This window comes from Marinobacterium maritimum, from assembly GCF_039523155.1.
Taxonomy (GTDB): domain Bacteria; phylum Pseudomonadota; class Gammaproteobacteria; order Pseudomonadales; family Balneatricaceae; genus Marinobacterium; species Marinobacterium maritimum.
Window position 1 is genome coordinate 254378 of record NZ_BAAAET010000003.1, and the last position, 23517, is coordinate 277894.

Consider the following 23517-nt stretch of genomic DNA (forward strand, 5'->3'; position numbering starts at 1 on the left):
CGGGGGGATACTCGGCGCCAAAGACAGTTCTATGCTGTCCGATCACTATAAAAGACCTTGTACACGGGACTCATGACCGAGGTCAAAAACCATCCTTCCGACAGTGGTTTTAGGACAATTAATACCTTCGCCTAAGCCTATGTCACACTTTTTTCCTCTAGAATGTCGACAATAGAGGAGCAGGCAAGCGATATGACTACGGCATTTATCACTCACAAGGACTGCATGCTGCACAACATGGGCCCCGAACATCCGGAAAGCCCCATTCGATTGGCAGCCATCCACAAGGTACTGCAACGCACCGGCCTCATCGACCAGTTGGATCAGCTCACCGCCGTACCAGCCACGGACGAACAGATTTCCCTGGCTCACCACAAGCTGCATCACAAGCGCCTGGAAGCGCAACAGCCTACAACAGGCATCGTGTATACCGATGATGATACCGCCCTGTGCCCCGATTCCCTGCATGCCGCCAGTCTCGCTGCGGGTGGCGTCATTCTTGCCACCAACCGGGTGCTGGCCGGCAAGGCCGACAACGCCTTCTGTGCCGTTCGTCCACCGGGTCACCATGCCGAATACAATCTGGCGATGGGCTTCTGCCTCTACAACAATGTCGCCATCGGTGCGGCCCACGCACTGCTGCAACCGGGCATTCAGCGCGTCGCGATTCTCGATTTCGACGTGCACCACTGCAACGGTACCGTGGATATTTTCAAGGACCGCCCCGAGGTACTGGTATGTTCAACCTTTCAGCACCCCTATTACCCGGAGCGCTACCACGAGATCGACCGACCCAACATCATCAATTGTCCGATCGCAGCGCATACCGAGCCCCACATTTTCCACCGTGCCATTGAAGAAAAGTGGCTGCCGGCACTGCACGAGCACAAGCCGGACATGATCTTTATTTCGGCCGGGTTCGATGCCCACAAGGAAGACCCGATGGCGGATCTGAACCTGGAAGAGGAAGATTTCCGTCAGGTCACCAAAGTGATCAAGCAGTACGCCGATCAGCACTGCCAGGGGCGTATCGTTTCGGTACTGGAAGGGGGCTACAACCCCGTTCCGCTGGCGTTCAGTGTGCAGGCCCATCTGGAGGTTCTGGCCGGTTTCTAAGCCGGCCAGACACCGCGAGTTCTCAGATCAAAGGCACTTCAGGAAAGTCAATTTTCGGCTGGATCAGGTTGTTGATCCAGTTGCTGTAGCTGTTGATACCGACCCAACTGATGATTTCCACCAGCATTGCATCATCCAGCCCCATCTGACGCGCTGCGGCCAGGCTTTCATCCGGCAGATGGCCGCGCTGCTCAAGTACATCCAACGCAAAAGCCAGAATCGTTTGATCTTTCGGGTCCTGAGCCTTGCCCTGCTGCGCCATCCGAGCCGCTTCAGCATCCACGCCCGCATGTTTGGCCGACAAGGTATGCCCGCTGACACAGTAGTGGCAGCCATTGGCGTTGGCGACTGCCAGTGAAATCATTTCGCGCTGTGCCTTGCTCAAACGACTGTGTTCTGACAGCTGTTGCTCGAATGCCAGATAGCCATTCAGAGCGCCGCCATGATTGGCCAGACCGGCAAAAAAGTTCGGCAACATCCCCAGCTGCTGACGGATCAGCGCCAGTGTGGGCGCTCCCTGGTCACAGGCAGTATCAGGACAAAGCAGTGGCAAACGTGACATGGAAAATCTCCTCAAAGCAAAAAGAAACAGATCTGTACACCTCAATAATGATAAGTGTACAGATCTGTAGCGTCAATCATTTTCCTGACCTGTTAAGATGGTGCTCCGTCCATTGCCAGCGAGACCGCCTCTACCATGCCAACGCCCAGACGCGAACACCTTCTCGATACCGCCGAGCAACTGTTCTACCGGGATGGTTTCCATGCCACCGGAATCGACCGTATTCAGGCTGAGTCCGGCGTCGCCAAGACAACCCTCTACAAGCACTTCCAGTCCAAGGATGCTCTGATCCTGGCCGTGCTCGAACGGGCCAGTACCCGGATTCGTGAGGAGTTGGAGACACGGACCGCAGCACAGGCAGGCACGGGCATCCAACGCATTCTGGCGCTTTTCGAGGATTTGCACAGTATCTGCGAGGAGAACGACTTCAACGGCTGTCTGTTCAATAATGCCGCCGCCGAGTTCATGTATTCGAATCCGGCCATTCGAACACTGGCCGGGGAACATATGCGCTGGATGCAGGCCTTTCTCGAACGCCTGCTGGAAGAGGAGGGCTTCAGTACCGACAAAGCGCTGGTACTCCTGCCGATGTATGAGGGGCTGCTGACCCTGGCGAGGGTTCAGGACAGCAGTGTCGCCATCGAACGTACTCTGGACGCCCTTGTGACCTTGCTTGCCCCCTGACGAAAAACGGAGCCCTTGGGCTCCGTTTTTGTTTCGATCAAACAGTTGGTCAGCCAACAAACTTGATCATCACACCCGCGGCAACCGCCGAACCGATTACGCCAGCCACGTTCGGGCCCATGGCGTGCATCAGCAGGAAGTTCTGCGGGTTGGCTTCCAGACCCAGCTTGTTGGAAACACGCGCCGCCATCGGTACCGCCGATACACCGGCCGAACCGATCAGCGGGTTGATGGCATTGCCACCCTGCATCTTGTTCATTAGCTTGCCCATGAGTACGCCACAGGCGGTACCAATACCGAAGGCCACGATACCCAGTACCAGGATGCCCAGTGTCTGCAAATCCAGGAACTTGTCGGCAGACAGCTTGGAGCCCACGGACAGACCCAGGAAGATGGTGACGATGTTGATCAGCGCGTTCTGGGCAGTATCGCTCAGACGGTCGACCACACCACACTCACGCATCAGGTTACCGAAGCAGAACATGCCCAGCAGCGGTGCCGCATCCGGCAGCAGCAGGGCTACCAGGATCAACAGCAGGATCGGGAACATGATCTTCTCGACCTTGGACACGTGACGCAGCTGGCTCATGCTGATCTTGCGTTCGGCTTCAGTGGTCAGCGCGCGCATGATCGGCGGCTGAATCAGCGGTACCAGCGCCATGTAGGAATAGGCCGCTACAGCAATCGCACCCAGCAGATGCGGTGCCAGCATACTGGCCACGTAGATCGCCGTCGGGCCGTCTGCACCACCGATGATACCGATGGCCGCCGCATCCTGAATGCTGAAGTCCATGATACCGAAAGCGCTCAGTGCCACAGCACCCAGCACGGTCGCGAAGATGCCGAATTGTGCCGCCGCGCCGAGGAACAGAGTCTTCGGGTTAGCCAGCAGCGGACCAAAGTCGGTCATCGCGCCCACGCCCATGAAGATCAGCAGCGGTGCTGCACCTGAAGCGATGGCGATGGTGTAGAAGTTGTACAGCATACCATTGCTGTATCCGGCATCCTGAGCCACCAACGCGGCCGCTGCATGAGTGCTGGCGTTGGAGTTGTGATACACGTGTGCCAGTTCATGCACATCTGTACCACTCACGCCCAGTACGTGCGCCAGATTCTGCAGCACTTCCGGCTTGGCAAAATGGATCGCATTTTCCACCGCCGACATTGCCAGACCCGCTTCAGGGATGTTCGCCAGAATACCGCCGAAGCCGATCGGAACCAGCAGGAGCGGCTCAAAGTTCTTGCGGATAGCAAGAAAGAGCAGCACCAGACCGATGATCATCATGGTCAGCTGGCCGAAGGAGATGTTGTAGATCCCCGACGCCTGCCATAGTTCTAGTAGCTTTTCCATGCGGGGTTACCTTAGGCCAGAGTCACCAGGGAATCGCCGACCTGTACGGCATCACCCTCTTTGACATCAACAGACACGATGGTGCCGGCACGGGCCGCACGCACTTCGGTTTCCATCTTCATCGCTTCCAGGATCACCAGCACGTCACCTTCCTGAACGGCCTGGCCCGCTGCCACCTGAACTTTCCAGATGTTACCTGCCAGCGGTGCCGGAACCGGCTCGCCGGAACCTGCTGCCGGAGCCGCGGCCGCCGGCGCTGCAGCCGGTGCAGACTGGATGGAGGAAACGTCGCCGCCTTCGGTTACCTGAACCACGTAGTTCTGGCCGTTGACGTTGATGGTGTAGACTTCCGGTCCGTTATTTTTCTTGGTTGCCATGGTTTTTGCGTCCTCAAGAGTCGGTACAGGTTCAAAGGCGTCAGGGTTACCGCGGTTTTCCAGGAATTTCAGGCCAATCTGCGGGAACAGCGCGTAGGTCAGAACGTCATCGATCTCCTTCTCGCCCTGCTCCAGCTGGATGCCCTTCTCGCTTGCCAGCTGCTTCAGTTCACCAGTCAATTTGTCAACTTCCGGCTGCAACTGATCGGCCGGACGACAGGTCAGCGGCTCCTTGCCATCCAGGACACGCGCCTGGAGTTCAGCGTTGTAAGGCGCCGGTGCTGCACCGTATTCGCCCTTCAGTACGCCCTGTACTTCCTTGGAGATGGTCTTGTAACGCTCACCCATCAGCACGTTGATCACCGCCTGGGTACCCACGATCTGAGAGGTCGGTGTTACCAGCGGGATGTAGCCCAGGTCCTCGCGCACACGCGGAATCTCGGCCAGCACTTCGTCGAACTTGTCGGCGGCGCCTTGCTCCTTGAGCTGGCTTTCCATGTTGGTCAGCATGCCACCCGGCACCTGAGCCACCAGGATGCGGGAATCGGTACCACGCAGGGAACCTTCGAACTTGGCGTACTTCTTGCGAACTTCACGGAAGTAGGCCGCGATCTCTTCCAGCGCTTCCAAGTTCAGACCGGTATCGCGGTCGGTACCGGCCAGTGCCGCTACGACGGATTCAGTCGCGGTATGACCGTAGGTCATGGACATGGAAGAGATGGCCGTGTCGACACGATCCACACCCGCTTCAACGGCTTTCAGGATGGTCATGTCGGACAGACCTGCAGTCGCATGGGCGTGGAACTGAACTTCCAGGCCGGTCTGCGCCTTCAGGCGGGAAATGAGGTCAAAGGCGTTGTACGGCGTCAGGATACCGGACATGTCCTTGATGGCGATGGAGTCGGCGCCCAGATCCTCAAGTGTCTTGGCGTAATCCACCCAGGTTTCGATGGTATGAACCGGGCTGGTGGTGTAGGAGATGGTGCCCTGAGCGTGCTTGCCGCAGTTTTTCACCGCCTTGATGGCACGGTCCAGGTTACGCGGGTCGTTCATCGCATCAAAGATACGGAATACATCGACACCGTTGGTCGCTGCACGCTCGACAAACTTGTCGACAACGTCGTCAGCGTAATGGCGGTAACCCAGCAGGTTCTGACCGCGCAGCAGCATCTGCTGCTTGGTGTTCGGCATCGCAGCCTTCAGCTCGCGGATGCGGGTCCAGGGATCTTCACCCAGGTAACGAATACAGGAGTCGAAAGTCGCGCCGCCCCAGCTTTCCAGGGACCAGTAACCGATCTTGTCCAGCTTTTCGGCGATCGGAAGCATATCGTCGAGTCGCAGGCGGGTCGCAAACAGAGACTGATGCGCATCACGCAGGACGACGTCGGTAATTCCTAGCGGTTTTTTTACGTCAGACATGAGTTAGCCTTTCCTATCAGAAGTTCTTGTTGTTAACCGCGTCACTTACGGTACTTGTGTACCGCCGCTGTGATAACCGCGACCAGCTCATCATTGTTGGATGCTGTACCAGCAGCTGCCGGCTGGGGACGAGCCTTGGGCGCCTTAGCAGCCGGTTCCGGCAGGTAACGACTGGCCAGTCGTGACATGATGCCGGTAGCAAACACCAATAACGTCAGAAAGACGAAGACGAAACCCATGCCGAAGGCCATGAGTGTGAGGCCTTCCGAGAACAGATTATCCATCTTGTGGGTGCTCCTGTTGTAATTCGAAACCCTGGGGTCTGCCGGCGACTTTTGGCCGCACTCGACTCTCCTGGTTTCAGAGCCGGGACGACAGACAGACGTTCAGACTAGGTTGAGCACCTAATAAAAGCTATCAGGCGGCACAACATAATCGAGCGAATCTATTCTAACGCAAACTCAGGGGGCAAATGCAAGATTGTCGACAATCTGTAATTTTTTTACAGATCATCAAACAGATCGCGCTACCTGCGACAATAGTGTCGACATTAGCACAGAAGGAGGCGATTAAAACAACAATGTCGCATTAGCCTTTTGGCTAATTTACAAAATTGCGACACAAAAAAGCCACTCAAGGAGTGGCTGGACGGAACACTTTCACATTTTCGTAACCGAGCTCATGCAGATGCTGGGCGTGCATTTGGGACATCACACCCTTGTCGCAATAGAGCAGATACTCCCGCTCCCGCGGCAGTTCAGGGAAATCGGCTTCGAGCTGATAAAACGGAATGACCCGGATATCACACCCCGGCATGTTCAGCGGTTTGCGCTCCTGCTCACGCGGCGGACGGATATCCACCAGCGTTTGGTGCTCGGCTACACGCGTCATCGCTTCAATCTCGGAATTGATATTTTGATTTTCCACAATCTCATCAATCCGGATCACTTCAGCCTGCTCCAGAGCACGATCCAGCGTATCAAAGTCGAAGTTGCTCTCCTCTTCCTCGACACGTTCACGGCGGGCACAGGTTGTCGGCTTGTCGGAGATGACTCCGCAGTACTCCGGCATGGCACTGGCAAACTCGAAAGTGCCGATCTGGCGCGAGATATCAATAATCTCAGGCTTGTCCATGGTCACCAGAGGGCGCAGCACCAAGTGATTACAGCTCTCGTCAATCAGGCGCAAGTTGGGCAGGGTCTGGCTGGACACCTGCGCCACGCTCTCACCGGTGACGAGCGCGTCGATCTTCATGCGATCAGCCACCTTGTCGGCCGCACGCATCATCATCCGCTTCAGCACGACGCCCATATGAGAGTGATGCACCGACTGCAGGATTTCACCCACGACTTCTTCAAACGGTACGGTGATGAACTTGACCCGTGCCGAAGCGCCGTAACGCTTCCACAGGTAGAGTGCGACCTGCTTGACGCCGATCTCGTGCGCATGACCACCCAGGTTGAAGAACAGGAAATGGGTTTTGCAGCCGCGACGCATGGTCATATAGGAGGCCACCACGGAGTCGAAACCACCGGAGATCAGTGACAGCACATCGTCCTGGGTGCCCAGCGGGTAGCCGCCCAGGCCCTGATGGTTGGCCGTAACCACGAACAGCTTGTCGTCGCGCACTTCCAGATCAACCCAGACTTCCGGCTTGCGTACATCGACACCGGCTGCCTCGGTATGCTGGCGCAGACCGCCGCCGACATAGCGCTCCATCTCCACGGAGGTGAAGTCATGCTTGCCGGTGCGCTTGACACGCACCTTGAAGGTCTTGCCCTTCAGGCGCTCGGCATAGGCGTCACGCGTTACCTGGAAGGCTTCTTCGAAGCTGCCCAGCGGATACTCCTGCACCTCCAGGAAGTTCTGGATACCCGGCACGCGCTGCATTTCATCAACAATCTGACGACCAAGCTTGTCATTCTGGCCCGGAAAACTGACTTCGACCTTGTCCCAGAAGCCACTGACCTTGATCTCTTCGTCAAGACGCTTGAGCAAAATCTGCAGGTTGCTCTGCAACCGCTGAATCAGACGACGGCGAACGGGACGACTCTTGATCGTAATTTCGGGAAACAGCTTGGCGATGAATTTCATAGTAGTTCCGGATAGATGGAAATCAGACGAAGCGTCCGGCTTACGATGATGCAAAATAAATCAGGAGGGAGGGATGGCGCGCCCGAGAGGATTCGAACCTCTGACCGCCTGGTTCGTAGCCAGGTACTCTATCCAGCTGAGCTACGGGCGCTTACCCAAAAGTGAAGAAAAGATGGCGCGCCCGAGAGGATTCGAACCTCTGACCGCCTGGTTCGTAGCCAGGTACTCTATCCAGCTGAGCTACGGGCGCACACATAATTTCTACGTGCTGTTAACGTTTGTGTCATGAGATGGCGCGCCCGAGAGGATTCGAACCTCTGACCGCCTGGTTCGTAGCCAGGTACTCTATCCAGCTGAGCTACGGGCGCACATCAAATGGCGGTGAGTGAGGGATTCGAACCCTCGATACCTTGCGGTATACGCCCTTAGCAGGGGCGCGCCTTCAGCCACTCGGCCAACTCACCTCGTCAACAACGGCGCGTATGTTACAAGACTGATTTTTAAAAGGAAAGAGATATTTTAAAAAAAATTACTCTTGCTCGCCGTCTTGTGACTTTTCACGCTGAATACGCTGATAAATCTCTTCACGATGAACAGAAACATCCTTGGGCGCATTCACACCGATGCGGACTTGGTTACCTTTGACACCGAGAACGGTAACGGTGACATCATCACCAACCATGAGTGTTTCGCCGACACGGCGGGTTAGAATCAGCATTTGTGGCTCTCCTTAAATTGTCCTGTTGGGCGCTGAATTCTTGTTCACTGAAGCGAACTTCTACCCACCCCCCCTACGTCCTTAGAACATCCAGGTTAAATACGGGTGGGTCCAGACCGCTTCAAACCGCTTTTCAGGGGGGCCTAGAACGTTACTATAGAACAGTTGTTGGCCCCCGTCATCTGATACTGTCGTTACTCGCGGACTGTATCAGATGCATCCAGATCGAACGCCGAATGCAGCGCACGCACGGCCAGCTCGAGATACTTCTCGGCGATCACCACCGACACCTTGATTTCGGAAGTGGAGATCATCTGAATGTTGATATTTTCGGCTGCCAGAGCATCGAACATCTTGCTGGCCACGCCCGCATGGGAGCGCATGCCTACGCCGACAATCGACACCTTGGCAATCCTGTTGTTTCCGACCGCTTCACGCGCGCCCAGTTCCTTCACGACCTGCTGCAGCACCTGTTCCGCTTTATCATAGTCGTTTCTATGTACGGTAAAGGTAAAATCGGTGGTCTGATCGGCGGCGATATTCTGCACGATCATGTCCACTTCGATGTTGGCACGGCTGATCGGCCCCAGAATCCGTGAAGCCACCCCCGGAATGTCCGGCACACCGACAACGGTCAGCTTGGCCTCGTCACGGTTGAACGCAATACCTGAGATAACCGGCTTTTCCACAGTTTCATCATCCTCTATCGTAATCAGGGTGCCCGGTCCGTCCTGAAAGCTGGACAGAACCCGCAACGGGACCTTGTACTTGCCTGCGAACTCGACTGAACGGATCTGCAATACCTTCGAGCCCAGACTGGCCATCTCCAGCATTTCTTCGAAGGTGATCTTTTCCAAACGCTGAGCGCCTTCGACCACGCGTGGATCAGTGGTATACACCCCATCCACATCGGTATAGATCTGGCATTCGTCCGCCTTCAGGGCTGCCGCCAGCGCTACACCGGTGGTATCGGAACCGCCGCGCCCCAGCGTGGTGATATTGCCTTCAGGATCAACACCTTGGAAACCGGCCACGACGACGACCCGGCCCTGATCCAGGTCCGAACGCATGCGCTCGGTCTCGATATCCTGAATACGTGCTTTGGTGTGGAACTGATCCGTCAGAATGCGCACCTGCGCTCCGGTATAGGAGCGGGCATCAACACCACGCTGCTTCAGAGCCATACACAGCAGGGCGATGGTCACCTGCTCACCGGTGGACACCAAAGTATCCATCTCCCGGGGATCGGGACGTTCCTGCATTTCGTTGGCCAGCGCGATCAGACGGTTGGTCTCACCGCTCATGGCGGACACCACGACGACGACGTCATGTCCCTGCTGGCGAAAGCCTTTCACTTTCTCGGCAACGGCCTGGATACGCTCCACTGAGCCCACCGAGGTGCCGCCGTATTTCTGTACGTATAACGCCATTTTCCAGCTTCCATTCGGCTGCCGGCGCCCAGGTGGCACCGGCAGCGCCTGTTTTACTTACAGGCTTGCCGCAACCAGTTCGGGCACCGCTTCAAGCGCAGCCGGTACGGCACTCACATCAGTGCCGCCACCCTGTGCCATGTCGGGGCGCCCGCCCCCTTTACCACCCAGACGTGATGCCAGTTCACGTACCAGATCGCCCGCCTTGATCTGACCGGTCAGATCCTTGGTCACACCGGCAATCAGGCTGACCTTGTCTTCCTGAGCCGTCATCAGTACCACTACACCGCTGCCCAGCTTGTTCTTCAGCTGATCCAGCGTATCGCGCAGCGCTTTCGGCTCGATCCCTTCAAGCTTGGCCGCCAGCACCTTGATGCCGTTGACGTCCTGAACCTGACTCAACAGATCGCCGCTCTGGGCACTGGCCAGTTTCGCAGTCAGGCGTTCGATCTCTTTCTCCAGCTGACGGTTGCGCTCATTGAGGCCACGGACCTTGTCCAGCGCAGAGTCACGAGAGCCCTTCACCAGCGAGGCGATCTCGCCCAGCGCCAGCTCATTGGCGTTGATCCACTGCAGAGCCCCGGCACCGGTTACAGCCTCGATACGACGCACACCGGAGGCGATACCACTCTCGGCGACGATCTTCAGCAGGCCGATATCACCGGTACGCTTGGCGTGGGTACCACCGCACAGCTCGACCGAGAAGTCACCGCCCATGCTCAGCACGCGCACTTCGGCATCGTACTTCTCGCCGAACAGCGCCATGGCGCCCTTTTCCTTGGCCGCATCCAGCTCCATCAGCTCGGTTTCCACCGTCGAGTTGGCGCGCACCTGATGGTTGACCATCGCCTCAACTTCAGCGATCTGTTCTGCGGTCATCGCCTCGAAATGGGCGAAGTCGAAACGCAGACGCTCGGCATTTACCAGAGAGCCTTTCTGCTGCACGTGATCGCCCAGTACCTTGCGCAGGGCCGCGTGCAGCAGGTGAGTCGCGGAGTGGTTCAGTGCCGTCGCCTGACGCTTGGCCATATCCACTTCAGTGACCACCTGGTCGCCCACCTGCAGCACACCTTCGCTCAGGCTGCCGTGATGCAGGTGGTGACCGCTTTCCTTGGTGCAGTCGCTAACCTCGAACTGGCCACGATCCCAGCGCAGTACCCCCTGGTCGCCGGCCTGACCACCGGATTCAGCGTAGAAGGCGGTATTCTTCAGTACTACCACGCCAGTCTCGCCAGCGGACAGCTGATTGACCTGTTCACCCTCACGATAGAGCGCAACCACTTCAGCGCGGTCTTCCAGGCGATCATAGCCGGTGAAGGCGGTGCTGCCGTCCAGCTTGATCTGATCATTGTAGTCAACGGAGAACTGGCCAGAGGCGCGAGCACGCTCACGCTGCGCCTCCATCGCCTGCTCGAAGCCGTCCATATCTAGGCTCAGCTCGTGCTCACGCGCGACATCGGCGGTCAAATCCACCGGGAAGCCATAGGTATCGTACAGGCGGAAAACGGTCTCACCCGGGATGACCTTGCCATCCAGTTCCGCGATCGCCTGAGTAAGCAGCTGCATGCCATGATCCAGTGTCTTGGCAAACTGCTGTTCTTCCTTCAGCAGGATGCGCTCAACCTGCGCCTGCATCTTGGCCAGTTCCGGATAGGCTTCGCCCATCTCATTGACAAGCGGGGCCACCAGCTTGTGGAAGAAGGGCTCATTGGCCCCCAGCTTGTTACCGTGACGGATGGCACGACGCATGATACGACGCAGCACGTAGCCGCGACCTTCGTTGGAGGGCAGCACGCCATCGGTAATCAGGAAGGAGCAGGAACGGATGTGATCGGCAATGACGCGCAGTGACTTGCTGTCGAGGCTGTCCAGCCCCAGTACCGACGCTGTCGCCTTGAGCAGGTTCTGGAACAGGTCGATCTCGTAGTTGCTGTGGACGCCCTGCATGACGGCTGCAACACGCTCCAGGCCCATACCAGTATCGATGCTCGGCGCCGCCAGCGGCTCCATGGTACCGTCAGCAGAACGGTTGTACTGCATGAATACCAGGTTCCAGATCTCGATGTAACGGTCGCCATCTTCATCCGGGCTGCCCGGAGGCCCACCGGCCACATCAGGGCCGTGATCAAAAAAGATTTCCGTACAGGGGCCGCAGGGACCGGTATCACCCATGGCCCAGAAGTTGTCTTCATCCAGCTTGGAGAAGCGCTCGGGGTTGACGCCCATCTCCTCTTTCCAGATCTTCTCGGCTTCGTCGTCGGTGTAGTGAACGGTTACCCAGAGACGCTCTTCCGGCAGCCCCAGACGCTGGGTCAGGAATTCCCAGGCAAACTTGATCGCTTCGCGCTTGAAATAGTCGCCGAAACTGAAGTTGCCCAGCATTTCGAAGAAGGTGTGATGACGTGCGGTGTAGCCGACATTTTCCAGGTCATTGTGCTTGCCGCCGGCGCGCACACAGCGCTGCGAGCTTGTCGCACGGCTGTAGGCGCGTTTGTCAGAGCCCAGGAACACATCCTTGAACTGCACCATACCGGCGTTGGTGAACAGCAACGTCGGATCGTTACCCGGAATCAGCGGGCTGGAAGCGACAACCTCATGCCCTTGCTGGTTGAAGTAATCGAGAAATGCCTGGCGGATTTCCGCACTTGTCATGTAATTCATATAAGGTCCGTTGCGTCTGTACTGATTGGCACGACAGGCCACTTTTTACAGGATAAAAAGCGGGCATTTGTACGCAAAAATTAGCCGACAAGTATATAACGCGGGCAAAAAATGTACGATAGCTTTTGCGTTCGCTTTTCGCCCCGAACCCGCTGATATCAGCCCTCTTCGGCCCCTGTATGCGTGATCGCATAACGGGCATCCTCAAAGGAAAAGCCCCGGTTGACCAGAAAGCGCATCCGCCTGGCATACTCTTTCTGATCTGCGGGACTGGTTTCACCAAAGCGGCGTTGATGGCACTCCAGCGCCAGTTGACGGCTGTCGGTTTCCTGCTCCAGCAACACCTGCTCGATCCGCTCGCGGGCGATGCCCTTGCGCTGCAACTCCTGACGAATGCGCATCTGGCCATAGCCCGACCCCAGCCGGCTGCGTGCAAACACCTCGGCAAAGCGCTGGTCGCTTTGATAACCGTCCTGCTCCAGCTGGTTCAGTACACTGGCCAGCATCGTCTCAGCTTCGACTCGTGGCCCCAGTTTCCGGACCAGTTCCGCCCGGCTGTATTCCCTCCGCGCCAGCAAGGCGATGGCCGCATTACGAATGTCAGCCTCATTTTCCAGCATTTTGGCCATCACTGACTCCCAAACAAAACAGGGGCCCTGAGGCCCCTGTGGATAGTATCGCGTTGGATCAGAGATCCAGCTGACCCGCTTCTTCGCTGGCCGCCGCCGCTTCTTTCGGCTTGGGCACGTTGAGCAGCTGGGCACGGATCTCGCTTTCGATCTCCTGCGCCACTTCCGGATGCTCTTCCAGGTACTTGGCGGCATTGGCCTTACCCTGACCGATCTTGTCACCCTTGTAGGCGTACCATGCACCGGACTTGTCGACCAGACCCTGCTGTACCCCCAGGTCAACGACTTCACCCATGTGGTAGATGCCCTGGCCATACAGGATCTGGAACTCGGCCTGACGGAACGGCGGCGACACCTTGTTCTTGACCACCTTGACGCGGGTTTCGTTGCCGACCACCTCGTCACCCTGCTTCACCGCACCGGTGCGGCGAATATCCAGACGCACAGAGGCGTAGAACTTGAGCGCGTTACCGCCGGTCGTGGTTTCCGGGTTACCAAACATGACGCCGATCTTCATGCGGATCTGGTTGATAAACACCAGCAGGCAGTTCGACTGTTTGACGCTGCCGGTCAGCTTACGCAGTGCCTGAGACATCAGACGCGCCTGCAGGCCGACATGGGAGTCACCCATTTCACCCTCGATCTCCGCCTTGGGCACCAGCGCCGCCACGGAGTCGACGATGATCACGTCTACCGCACCGGAGCGGGTCAGCATATCGGTGATCTCCAGCGCCTGCTCACCGGTGTCCGGCTGGGACACCAGCAGCGCATCCACATCCACGCCCAGCTTCTCCGCGTAAACCGGATCAAGCGCATGCTCGGCATCAACAAAGGCACAGGTCTTGCCCTGTTTCTGCGCCTCGGCGATGACCTGCAGGGTCAGCGTGGTCTTACCGGAGGATTCCGGGCCGTAAATTTCAACCACTCGACCGAACGGCAGACCGCCAATACCCAGCGCGATATCCAGACCCAGAGAGCCAGTGGAAACCGCCGGAATGGCTTCACGGGGCTGATCGCCCATGCGCATGACGGCGCCCTTGCCGAACTGACGTTCAATCTGTGACAGTGCTGCATCCAACGCTTTCTTTCTGTTTGCGTCCATCGGGAAACCTTTCATTGGCCGAGTGGTTAAATACTGTATATCTGGACAGTATTATTTCACACCCTGATCAGATTGCAACCTCTCTAACATCAATGTGGCAGGTAGGCCATCACCCCTTCCAGCGCCTGCTCCACCGCCTGCAGACGGATTTCGTCGCGATCGCCGTTGAAGAAGCTAAGACAAGTCACAGTGGGGTGACCATCGATCGCCCAGGCAAACCAGACCGTACCCACCGGTTTGTCTTCACTGCCGCCGTCCGGCCCGGCGATACCACTGATTGCCACCGCGATATTGGCATCGCTGTTGCGCAGCGCGCCTTCAGCCATCTGCGCCACCACGGACTCACTGACCGCTCCCTTGGTTTCCAGCACCTCCAGATCGACGCCCAGCATTTTCTGCTTGGCGGTATTGGAATAGGACACGAAGCCGCAATCGAACCAACCGGAGCTGCCGGGAACCGCCGTTACCGCCTGGGACACCCAGCCTCCGGTGCAGGACTCGGCCGTAGCCAGTTTCATACCCTTTGCCAACAGGGTTTCACCTACTTTCTGTGCCAGGTTTTTCATAGTGTTACTCCAAAGCCGCGACTACGCAGCGTGCCGTGTTTGACGTACAATTCTTCCATTAAAACCTCGAGCCGAACCCGATTCAATCCCCGCCAACAGGATGACCGCGTCAACTATGTCTTCAGCAAGCAAGAGCACCCAGCACACTCCGATGATGCAGCAGTACCTGCGCATCAAGGCCCAACACCCGGACCAGCTGCTGTTCTACCGCATGGGTGATTTCTACGAACTGTTCTACGACGACGCCAAGAAAGCGGCGGCACTGCTGGATATCTCGCTGACCGCGCGCGGCAAATCTGCCGGCGAACCCATTCCCATGGCGGGGATCCCCTACCATTCGGCCGAAGGCTACATCGCCCGTATCGTCAAGGCAGGCGAGTCAGTAGTGATCTGTGAACAGGTTGGCGACCCGGCGACCAGCAAGGGCCCCGTGGCGCGCGAGGTGGTCCGCATTGTCACCCCGGGCACGCTCAGTGACGAAGCCTTGCTGGACGAGCATCAGGACAACCTGCTGATGGGCGTGGCTCGGCAGGGCGACCGTTACGGCCTGGCAATGATTGATATCAGCTCCGGTCGTTTCAGCCTGTTCGAGGTGGACGACGATGAAGCCCTGCTGGCGGAGCTTGAACGTCTGCGCCCGGCGGAACTGCTCTATCCTGATGATGTTGCCGTGCCTGAAGCGCTGAGTAAGCGCCCGGGTGCCCATGCCCGTCCGCCCTGGGATTTTGAGGCCGATACCGCCGAACGCCTGCTATGCGATCAGTTCAATACCCGTGACCTGAGCGGCTTCGGCTGCGACCATCTGGGTCTGGCCATCTGCGCGGCCGGCTGCCTGCTGCAGTATGCCCGCGACACCCAACGCAGCAGCTTGCCGCATATCCGTCGTCTGCAGGTAGAACAGCACGATGAAGCGGTGATTCTCGATGCCGCAACCCGACGCAACCTGGAGCTGGATCTGAACCTGTCCGGCGGCCGCAGTAACACCCTGGCCTCGGTGCTGGACAAGTGCAAAACCCCCATGGGCAGCCGTCTGCTGCGCCGCTGGCTGCACCGTCCGCTGCGTGATCGCGCCACCCTTGAAGCGCGTCAGGATGCGATCCGCTGGCTGCTGCGCCCGGACTGCAGCGACAATATCGCCGAGCAGCTCAAGCCAATCGGTGACATGGAGCGTATTCTGTCGCGCGTCGCCCTGCGCTCGGCTCGCCCACGCGACCTGGAGCGGCTGCGCAACGCTCTGGCATCACTGCCGGAGCTGCAGCAGCAGCTGGCACGCAACGACTCACGCCGCATCGGCACCCTGGCCAAAACCATCACCACCTTCCCGGAACTGGCTGACCTGCTCGCCCGCGCCATCATCGACGCGCCCCCGGTGGTGATCCGCGATGGCGGTGTCATCGCCGCTGGCTATGATGCCGAGCTCGATGAGTTGCGTGGCCTGAGCGAAAACGCCGGCGATTTCCTGCTGCAACTGGAAGCGCGCGAACGCGCCCGGACTGACATCTCGACCCTCAAGGTGGGTTATAACCGGGTGCATGGCTACTACATCGAGGTCAGCAAGGCGCAGGCGATCGACATGCCGGCCGAGTATATCCGCCGCCAGACACTGAAAAACGCCGAGCGCTACATTACACCGGAGCTCAAGGAGTTCGAAGACAAGGCACTGAGTGCCAAGAGCAAGGCACTGGCGCGCGAGAAGCAGCTGTACGACGAGCTGCTCGAACTGTTAGCGGCCGAGCTGGCGCCGCTGCAGGAGTCGGCCGCCGCCCTGGCCGAGCTGGACGTACTCAACACCCTTGCCGAACGCGCCTTGTCGCTGGATTACCAGCGCCCGCAACTGGTCGATGAACCCTGCCTGCAGATCACCCAGGGCCGCCACCCGGTAGTGGAAGCGGTGCTGGACGGCCCCTTCGTCGCCAACGACCTGGTGCTGGACAGCGAGCGCCACATGCTGGTGATCACCGGCCCCAACATGGGCGGTAAATCCACCTACATGCGCCAGGCAGCGCTGATCACCCTGCTGGCTCACATCGGCAGCTATGTACCGGCAGAAGCGGCCACCATCGGCATTGTGGACCGCATCTTTACCCGTATGGGATCCTCCGACGATTTGGCCGGCGGTCGTTCCACCTTCATGGTCGAGATGACCGAAACGGCCAACATTCTGCACAACGCCAGCGATCGCAGCCTGGTGCTGATGGACGAGGTAGGACGCGGCACCAGCACCTTCGACGGCCTGTCACTGGCCTGGTCCTGCGCCGAATTCCTGGCCCGTGAGGTCAAGGCCTTCACCCTGTTCGCCACCCACTACTTCGAACTGACCAGCCTGCCTGAACGGGAAAGAGGGGTTGCCAACGTGCACCTGACCGCCGTCGAGCACAACGACCATATCGTGTTTATGCATGAGGTTCAGGAAGGCCCGGCCAGCCAGAGTTACGGCCTGCAGGTGGCTCAGCTGGCGGGCATCCCGGCCGACGTGATCCGTAATGCACGTGACAAGCTGGTACTGCTGGAGCAGGACAGCCGTGATCAGGGAGAGAAGGTAACGCGCAACCCGGAGCCGGTGTTCGTGCAGACACCAGAGGAGCCGATGCAGACCGACATGTTTGTCAGCTATCAACCTTCGGCCGCCGAACGCCAGCTGCGTGAACTGGACCCGGACGAGCTGACGCCCAAACAGGCACTGGAGCAGCTCTATGCGCTCAAGGCGCTGTTGTCCTGAGCAAAGAATCGATGGCGCACTATACTGCACTCAGAATTGAGCCAATGGGAGGCTGAACGATGACCTACATCGTGACCGAGAACTGCATCCGCTGTAAGTACACCGACTGTGTCGAGGTCTGCCCGGTGGACTGCTTCTACGAAGGACCGAACTTTCTGGTGATTCACCCGGACGAGTGTATCGACTGCGGCCTCTGTGAGCCGGAATGTCCAGCCGAGGCAATTCTGCACGAGGATGACCTGAGCCCGGAGCAGGACAAGTTCTACCAGCTCAATGCCGAACTGGCCGAGACCTGGCCCAACATCACCGAACGCAAGGCACCCTTGCCCGATGCCGAGAAGTGGGATGGGGTGCCGGACAAGCTGCAGTATCTTGAGCGCTGATCCGGCCCTCTGTCCGACGAGACCTGTTACTGCAACAGGTCCTCGCCGGTCAGGCCGTTTTTCTCGACGATTTCACGCAGTTTGCGCAAAGCTTCAACCTGGATTTGTCGCACCCGCTCACGGGTCAGACCGATCTCCTGCCCGACCTGCTCAAGGGTACTCATCTCATACCCGCGCAGCCCGAAGCGGCGCGACAGCACGTCAGCATGCTTCTCCGGCAACATCTCCAGCCATCGATTCAGGTTACCGCTGATGTTGTTGCTTTGCAGCAGGGTTTCGGGATCCGCCGCATCCTGGTCGGCAATGGTATCCAGCAGCGGCTTGTCGGCGCCCTGACCAGCCGGCACATCGACCGAGCTGACCCGTTCGTTCAGGCCCAGCATCCGCTCCACGTTGGCTACCGGCTTGTCGACCAGCGCCGCGATTTCCTCCGCCGTGGGCTCATGGTCCAGCTTTTGCGCCAGTTCGCGGGAGGCACGCAGGTAGACATTGAGTTCCTTGACCACATGAATCGGCAAGCGGATGGTACGGGTCTGGTTCATGATCGCCCGCTCGATGGTCTGTCGGATCCACCAGGTGGCGTAGGTCGAAAAACGGAAGCCGCGCTCGGGGTCGAACTTTTCTACCGCACGGATCAGGCCCAGGTTACCCTCTTCGATCAGGTCGAGCAGGGTCAGGCCACGGTTGATGTAGCGACGGGCGATCTTGACCACCAGGCGCAGGTTGCTTTCGATCATTCGCTTGCGTGCCGCTTCCTCCCCCTTGAGGGCAAGACGGGAGAAGTACACCTCCTCCTCTGCGGTCAGCAGTGGCGAAAAACCGATTTCGTTCAAATATAGTTGAGTCGCATCCAGCGAGCGAGCGTTGACCAGATCCTTGTGTGCCATGGAGCCACGTCCACGACCACTGTTGATGAACTCGGGCAGCTCTTCAGAGGACTCTTCCTCGTCACTGCTGTCGGTATCATCGTCCTGGTCATCCTCATCCATCGTCGCCAGTCGACGTTCATCATCCAAGTCGTTATCCCCACTCTGCGCGGAATAACGAATCTCTTCTCCTAGGATTGCCATATTCTTCACCCCCAGGGTTCGGGAGGGCAACTACCCTGTCCCGGCTTGTTATGATTTTTATTGTTGTTATCGCTTGGGAAGATAGCGTAACGGGTCAACCGGATCACCATCGCGACGTATTTCGAAATGGAGCATCGAACGCGTGGCACCGGTCTTACCTATTTCGGCTATTTTTTCACCAGCTTTAACCTTATCACCCTCTCGTACAAAGATGCGACTGTTATGTGCATACGCACTCAGATAACGTTTATCGTGGTTGATGATGACCAGATTGCCATAACCGAGCAGCCCGTTGCCGGCGTAGACCACCTCGCCATGGGCAGCCGCTTTCACGGTTTCACCCGACCGACCGGCGATATCGAGCCCCTTATTGGCCGGCTGACCACGCCCGAAGGCCAGGATAATTTTACCCGAATGGGGCCAGTGCCAGCGGACAGGCGCAGTGGCGGTCGAGGTTTTGCCCGTCGTCGCTGCACTGGGTTTGGCGGGTTTGGCGGGTTTGGCAGGTCGGGTTGTCGCGGCACTGCCTGTCGAACCGGCCGCAGCAACCGTTCGGGATGAAGTCGAGGTTGCCGGCGCTGTCGCCGGGGAGTTGGAACGGGAGGTTGGGCGGGACTGTGAGCTGGCAGCAACAGGAGGCTTCAGGCGCAACTTCTGCCCGGGATAGATGAAATAGCGGCTATCGATATTGTTCCAGCGGGCAACTCGACGGTAATCGAGACCATAGCGAAAAGCGATGGAGTAAAGGGTATCGCCACGTTGCACCCGGTAACGGGCCGGAGCCGGCCCCTTGCTGCTGGACCGAGCCCCCAGCGAACGCTCGCTGACCGGTGCATAACCGGTCGAGCAGCCGCCAAGCAGAAGGCTCAGGCAGGTCAGCACAAGCAGCAGACGATAGGGCACTCCGGCCTCCCAATTCAGTGCTGCTGGCGGTCCATCACCACTCCCAGCAGCGCACCCAACAACATCAGTGCTACGGCAGGCCAGAACCAGGCACTCAACCCGGTCAGGACTTCATAGCTGCCCGGCAGCAGATTATCCTGCAACAGAGGCACCTCTTCACCGTGCCGATTGATGGTATAGGCCAGAGTATATTTCCACGGCCATACCTTGTTCAGCGAGCCCAACATGAAACCGCCCAGCAGGGCCAGGGTCAGCATGCGATGGTGGTGGAACGCCCAGCTCAACACCCGGGAAAAGCTCAGCAGGCCCAGTACACAGCCACTGGCAAAAAGGCCCAACGTGAGCCATTCAAGGCCCTTGATCGCACTGAGTATCGGCGTATACATCCCCATCAGCAGCAGGATAAAGCTGCCCGAAATACCCGGCAGAATCATCGCACAGATAGCGATCATGCCGGACAGGAAGATCATCATCAAGGTAGGCTCGACCGCACCGGGCGCCTGCTCGGTAATGATATAGGCCAGCAATGCCCCGCTGACGAACATCGCGATCAGGTTGCTGTTCCAGCCTCGAATATGGCGCACTACACTCCAGGTGGAGGCCAGAATCAGGCCAAAGAAGAATGACCAGAGCAGGATCGGGTGCTGGTCCAACAGGTAGAGCACCGCGTGCGAGACTGATATCAGGCTCAACAATATCCCGCTGAACAGTGCCAGCAGGAAGTTGCCGTTGACATAGCGCCAGCAGGATAGAAAACCTTCGCTGAACAGCACACGAACCGCTTCGGGGTTGAACTGTTTCAGTGTATCAATGAGCTCTTCATAGATACCGGTAATAAACGCAATAGTGCCACCGGACACGCCAGGCACCGCATCAGCAGCCCCCATCATCATCCCTTTGCCGGACAGCAGCAGGTAGTCCTTTTTACTTCGCACGCCTGTTCCTCATCAATTAACGTACCGTGCCGCCCAGCAGCGGCACGAAACGGACGCTTTCCAGCACTTCGGTGTTGTATTCGGTCTCGCTGACACGGGTGATCCGTTTCAGAGCCTGATGTTCATCTCCCACCGGAATGACCAGCCGCCCACCAACCGCAAGCTGCTCAAGCAGTTCCGGCGGCACTTCGCGTGGCGCCGCCGTCACCAGTATGCCATCAAAGGGAGCCTTGTCCGGCCAGCCCATGCCGCCGTCAGTATGGCGCAGCATGACATTGTGCAGCTTGAGTCGCTGCAGCCGCTTGCGCGCCTTTTCCTGCAGCGGGCGTATCCGCTCGACGCTGAAAACCTGGTCCACCAGCTGAGCCAGAATAGCCGTCTGATAACCGGACCCGGTACCCACTTCCAATACTTTGTCCAGCGGACCCGCCTCCAGCAACAGCTCGGTCATTCGCGCCACAATATAGGGCTGGGAGATGGTCTGGTTGAAACCGATCGGCAGCGCCGTATCCTCGTATGCCCGATGCGACAGCGCCTCATCAATAAAAATATGGCGCGGCGTGTCGATCAGCGTTTTCAGCACCTCTTCATTGGCAATGCCCTGGTCACGCAGCCGCTGCGCCAGGCGCTCCCGGGTACGCCGGGAGGTCATGCCGATACCCTGCAGATCCCTGTCGATCACATCATCCCCTCCAGCCAGTCCGCCAGGTTATCCATGCCGGAATAGTGGGTCATGTCGATCTGCAGTGGCGTTACCGAGACAAAGCCGTTATCCACAGCATAAAAATCGGTCCCGGGTTCAGAATCGGCTGCCGCACCCGCTCCGGCTATCCAGTAACGGGTGCGGCCACGCGGGTCCTCCACCTGTACCGGCGGCTCGGCGCCATGTCGATGCCCCAGACGAGTGACATGAATGCCCTTGATCTGATCGAGAGGCAGATCGGGCACATTGACGTTGAGTACCGTGCGCGGCGCTACGACCAGGCTTTCCAGGTGCTGCACCAGAGACGCTACGATTTCCGCCGCCGTTTCGTAGTGCTGTGGATGGAAGCTGTGCATGGATACGGCGATCGGCGGCAACCGACAATGGCGCCCTTCGGTCGCCGCTGCCACGGTACCGGAATAGAGCACATCATCACCGAGATTGGCGCCGGCATTGATGCCGGAGACGACAATATCCGGCCGCTTGCCGTCGGTAAACAGCCCCGATCCACCCAGGTGCACGCAATCGGTCGGTGTACCGTTGATACCGTAATAGCCACTGCTGTGTCGATGGGCCTCCAGCGGACGGTCCAGCGTCAGCGAGTTGCTGGCACCGCTGCGGTTTCGATCTGGCGCCACCACACAGGTCTGATGATCCTGCGCCAGGCGTTCCGCCAGGGTGGCAAGTCCCGGTGCATATACACCGTCGTCATTAGAAATCAGGGTCAGCATGTCAGTTCTTCTTGATTATGTCTGCTCGGTGGCGGCGTTGTGCCACTGACAAAGTTCACGCAATACACTGGTGGCAAAGGCGCCGGCCGGCAGCTCGAATTCCAGCCGCCACATGCCCTCTGCCTCGGCTTCAGCTTTCAGCCCCAGAGGCACCAGGCGCAGGGAGCGCCGTTCCTGATTCAGGCCGAGCCCTTCCAGACCTGTGCAGAGTTCCTGCCAGGGCGCCAGAGCAGCGCTCTCAAAGGCCCGCGCCTCGCTTTGGGTCATCAGCTCGCCCCGTCCCCACATGGGGCCGGTCAGATGCAGGTCACCCTGCTCAAGGCGCTGCTCCAGGTCTGCTTCATCCCCGGCCAGAAAACAGCTCTGAGAGCCATTCAGCATGAGTACATCGCCGGGCAGTATGCTGTGCCAAAGTCCCTGCCCGATACGGGCGCTGATCACCTGGTTGAACAGCCAGGAACGCAGTGCAGAGATATACAGACCCTTCTTGTGCCGCTGGCGTTCCTTCAGGGTACCGGCCAACAGTGCCTGCCCCTTGACCAGGTTGCCACCTTCACGGCCGAAACGCTGCTCGCCGAAGTAGTTGGGCACACCGGCCCGCGCCAGCTCCACACGCGCGGCAAAGGCAGCCGGATCCGTGACATCACGCAAGCGAATCACGAAGCGGTTGCCAGACAAGGCTCCCAGCCTGAGTTTACGACTGTGACGCGCGGTTTTCAGTACCTCGATGGTATCACCGCCGAACTGCTGCCAGTTCAGCGTTCGTCCGATCGGCAGACGTACACTGAACCACTGCTCGGTCACCGCATGGCGGTCCTTTTTGCCGGCATAACCCACATCACGCGGACTGACCTGGCAGAAACGTGCCAGCTGACGCGCCACCCAGTCGGTGTTTTCCCCGGTCTTGCGGATGTAAAGGAACAGATGCTCACCTTCGCCATCCGGCTCGAAAGGCAAGCGCTCGAAGACCTGAAAGTCGTCCGCGGTGGTACGTAATACGGCGTGGGATGATGGCTCGCCATACAGCCACTTACAGGCGAGATCTAGATTCAACGTCGGGATGTCTCCGGCTCGGGTTCGATTAACTGGAAGAAGGTCTCACCTTCACGGATCATGCCCATCTCACTGCGAGCACGCTCCTCCAGGGCGGTCAGCCCCTGCTTGAGATCCTGCACCTCAGCCTCGAGACGCTTGTTGCGTTCGGTCAGCTGCTGGTTGACCTGCTGCTGGTCCAGTATCTGCTGCTCCAGCTGCCACACCTGGCGCAGGTTGGCCTCGCCAAACCAGAGCCGATATTGCAACCCGGCGAGCATCACCAGCAAAATCAACAACAACCAGCGGTACACGCATTTACCTCTTGCCTG

The 23517-nt window shown here is 58.4% G+C and carries 22 protein-coding genes and 4 tRNA genes; 4 read left to right on the forward strand and 22 right to left on the reverse strand.

Annotation, left to right across the window (positions count from 1 at the left end; all coding sequences use genetic code 11):
• Nucleotides 1–192: 192 nt before the first annotated feature.
• On the forward strand, nt 193–1116 hold the full coding sequence (locus ABD013_RS12160; protein ID WP_343806244.1) for a histone deacetylase family protein: 924 nt from the start codon (nt 193–195) through the stop codon (nt 1114–1116).
• 22 nt (nt 1117–1138) lie between these two features.
• Here the strand turns inward: ABD013_RS12160 and ABD013_RS12165 are convergent, their stop codons facing one another.
• Nucleotides 1139–1678: a carboxymuconolactone decarboxylase family protein gene (locus ABD013_RS12165; RefSeq protein ID WP_343806246.1), complete on the reverse strand. Its 540-nt coding sequence runs from the start codon at nt 1676–1678 to the stop codon at nt 1139–1141.
• A gap of 135 nt (nt 1679–1813) precedes the next feature.
• Between ABD013_RS12165 and ABD013_RS12170 the strand changes: the two genes are divergently transcribed.
• Nucleotides 1814–2362 (forward strand): TetR/AcrR family transcriptional regulator, encoded by a 549-nt coding sequence (locus ABD013_RS12170; protein ID WP_343806248.1) that lies wholly within the window; start codon nt 1814–1816, stop codon nt 2360–2362.
• 49 nt (nt 2363–2411) lie between these two features.
• Here ABD013_RS12170 and ABD013_RS12175 read toward each other — a convergent pair whose 3' ends face one another.
• The 14 genes from ABD013_RS12175 to ABD013_RS12240 form a co-directional block, all read right to left on the reverse strand.
• The gene (locus ABD013_RS12175) at nt 2412–3713 is read right to left on the reverse strand and encodes a sodium ion-translocating decarboxylase subunit beta (protein WP_343806250.1); all 1302 of its coding nucleotides are present in this window, start codon (nt 3711–3713) and stop codon (nt 2412–2414) included.
• A gap of 11 nt (nt 3714–3724) precedes the next feature.
• The gene (oadA, locus tag ABD013_RS12180) at nt 3725–5509 is read right to left on the reverse strand and encodes a sodium-extruding oxaloacetate decarboxylase subunit alpha (protein ID WP_343806252.1); all 1785 of its coding nucleotides are present in this window, start codon (nt 5507–5509) and stop codon (nt 3725–3727) included.
• 41 nt (nt 5510–5550) lie between these two features.
• On the reverse strand, nt 5551–5793 hold the full coding sequence (locus ABD013_RS12185; protein ID WP_343806254.1) for an OadG family protein: 243 nt from the start codon (nt 5791–5793) through the stop codon (nt 5551–5553).
• A gap of 349 nt (nt 5794–6142) precedes the next feature.
• Nucleotides 6143–7603 carry a tRNA uracil 4-sulfurtransferase ThiI gene (gene thiI, locus ABD013_RS12190; RefSeq protein ID WP_343806255.1) on the reverse strand — a complete coding sequence of 487 codons (1461 nt, stop codon included), beginning with the start codon at nt 7601–7603 and terminating at the stop codon, nt 6143–6145.
• A 74-nt stretch (nt 7604–7677) separates the two neighbouring features.
• Nucleotides 7678–7754 (reverse strand) — tRNA-Arg (locus ABD013_RS12195).
• Nucleotides 7755–7776: 22 nt separating this feature from the next.
• Nucleotides 7777–7853 (reverse strand) — tRNA-Arg (locus ABD013_RS12200).
• A gap of 41 nt (nt 7854–7894) precedes the next feature.
• A tRNA-Arg gene (locus tag ABD013_RS12205) sits at nt 7895–7971 on the reverse strand.
• Between the two features lie 8 nt (nt 7972–7979).
• A tRNA-Ser gene (locus ABD013_RS12210) sits at nt 7980–8067 on the reverse strand.
• A 65-nt stretch (nt 8068–8132) separates the two neighbouring features.
• Nucleotides 8133–8321: a carbon storage regulator CsrA gene (gene csrA / locus ABD013_RS12215; protein ID WP_343806257.1), complete on the reverse strand. Its 189-nt coding sequence runs from the start codon at nt 8319–8321 to the stop codon at nt 8133–8135.
• Nucleotides 8322–8515: 194 nt separating this feature from the next.
• The gene (locus ABD013_RS12220) at nt 8516–9751 is read right to left on the reverse strand and encodes an aspartate kinase (RefSeq protein WP_343806259.1); all 1236 of its coding nucleotides are present in this window, start codon (nt 9749–9751) and stop codon (nt 8516–8518) included.
• A 57-nt stretch (nt 9752–9808) separates the two neighbouring features.
• The gene (gene alaS / locus ABD013_RS12225; protein WP_343807408.1) at nt 9809–12403 is read right to left on the reverse strand and encodes an alanine--tRNA ligase; all 2595 of its coding nucleotides are present in this window, start codon (nt 12401–12403) and stop codon (nt 9809–9811) included.
• 167 nt (nt 12404–12570) lie between these two features.
• Nucleotides 12571–13041, reverse strand: coding sequence for a regulatory protein RecX (locus tag ABD013_RS12230; protein WP_343806261.1), 471 nt, complete (start codon nt 13039–13041; stop codon nt 12571–12573).
• 58 nt (nt 13042–13099) lie between these two features.
• Nucleotides 13100–14143: a recombinase RecA gene (recA, locus tag ABD013_RS12235; protein WP_343806263.1), complete on the reverse strand. Its 1044-nt coding sequence runs from the start codon at nt 14141–14143 to the stop codon at nt 13100–13102.
• A gap of 89 nt (nt 14144–14232) precedes the next feature.
• Nucleotides 14233–14709, reverse strand: a complete 477-nt coding sequence (locus tag ABD013_RS12240) for a CinA family protein (RefSeq protein WP_343806265.1) — start codon at nt 14707–14709, stop codon at nt 14233–14235.
• Between the two features lie 115 nt (nt 14710–14824).
• Here ABD013_RS12240 and mutS point away from each other — a divergent pair, with 115 nt between their 5' ends.
• Both mutS and fdxA read left to right on the forward strand, forming a co-directional pair.
• Nucleotides 14825–17428, forward strand: coding sequence for a DNA mismatch repair protein MutS (gene mutS, locus ABD013_RS12245; RefSeq protein ID WP_343806267.1), 2604 nt, complete (start codon nt 14825–14827; stop codon nt 17426–17428).
• A 59-nt stretch (nt 17429–17487) separates the two neighbouring features.
• Nucleotides 17488–17811 (forward strand): ferredoxin FdxA, encoded by a 324-nt coding sequence (fdxA, locus tag ABD013_RS12250; RefSeq protein WP_343806269.1) that lies wholly within the window; start codon nt 17488–17490, stop codon nt 17809–17811.
• Between the two features lie 26 nt (nt 17812–17837).
• Here fdxA and rpoS read toward each other — a convergent pair whose 3' ends face one another.
• From rpoS to ftsB, 7 genes are all read right to left on the reverse strand, one after another.
• The gene (gene rpoS / locus ABD013_RS12255; RefSeq protein ID WP_343806271.1) at nt 17838–18881 is read right to left on the reverse strand and encodes an RNA polymerase sigma factor RpoS; all 1044 of its coding nucleotides are present in this window, start codon (nt 18879–18881) and stop codon (nt 17838–17840) included.
• Nucleotides 18882–18947: 66 nt separating this feature from the next.
• Nucleotides 18948–19784 (reverse strand): peptidoglycan DD-metalloendopeptidase family protein, encoded by an 837-nt coding sequence (locus ABD013_RS12260; RefSeq protein ID WP_343806273.1) that lies wholly within the window; start codon nt 19782–19784, stop codon nt 18948–18950.
• 14 nt (nt 19785–19798) lie between these two features.
• Entirely contained in the window at nt 19799–20719 is a 921-nt protein-coding gene (locus ABD013_RS12265; protein WP_343806276.1) for a polyprenyl-phosphate transporter, read from the reverse strand.
• 16 nt (nt 20720–20735) lie between these two features.
• Nucleotides 20736–21371, reverse strand: coding sequence for a protein-L-isoaspartate(D-aspartate) O-methyltransferase (locus ABD013_RS12270; RefSeq protein WP_343807411.1), 636 nt, complete (start codon nt 21369–21371; stop codon nt 20736–20738).
• 26 nt (nt 21372–21397) lie between these two features.
• Nucleotides 21398–22153: a 5'/3'-nucleotidase SurE gene (surE, locus tag ABD013_RS12275; RefSeq protein ID WP_343806278.1), complete on the reverse strand. Its 756-nt coding sequence runs from the start codon at nt 22151–22153 to the stop codon at nt 21398–21400.
• Nucleotides 22154–22168: 15 nt separating this feature from the next.
• Nucleotides 22169–23206 carry a tRNA pseudouridine(13) synthase TruD gene (truD, locus tag ABD013_RS12280; protein ID WP_343806280.1) on the reverse strand — a complete coding sequence of 346 codons (1038 nt, stop codon included), beginning with the start codon at nt 23204–23206 and terminating at the stop codon, nt 22169–22171.
• Nucleotides 23203–23499 (reverse strand): cell division protein FtsB, encoded by a 297-nt coding sequence (gene ftsB / locus ABD013_RS12285; protein WP_343806281.1) that lies wholly within the window; start codon nt 23497–23499, stop codon nt 23203–23205. Before ftsB ends, truD begins: the two co-directional genes overlap by 4 nt.
• Between the last annotated feature and the right edge of the window lie 18 nt (nt 23500–23517).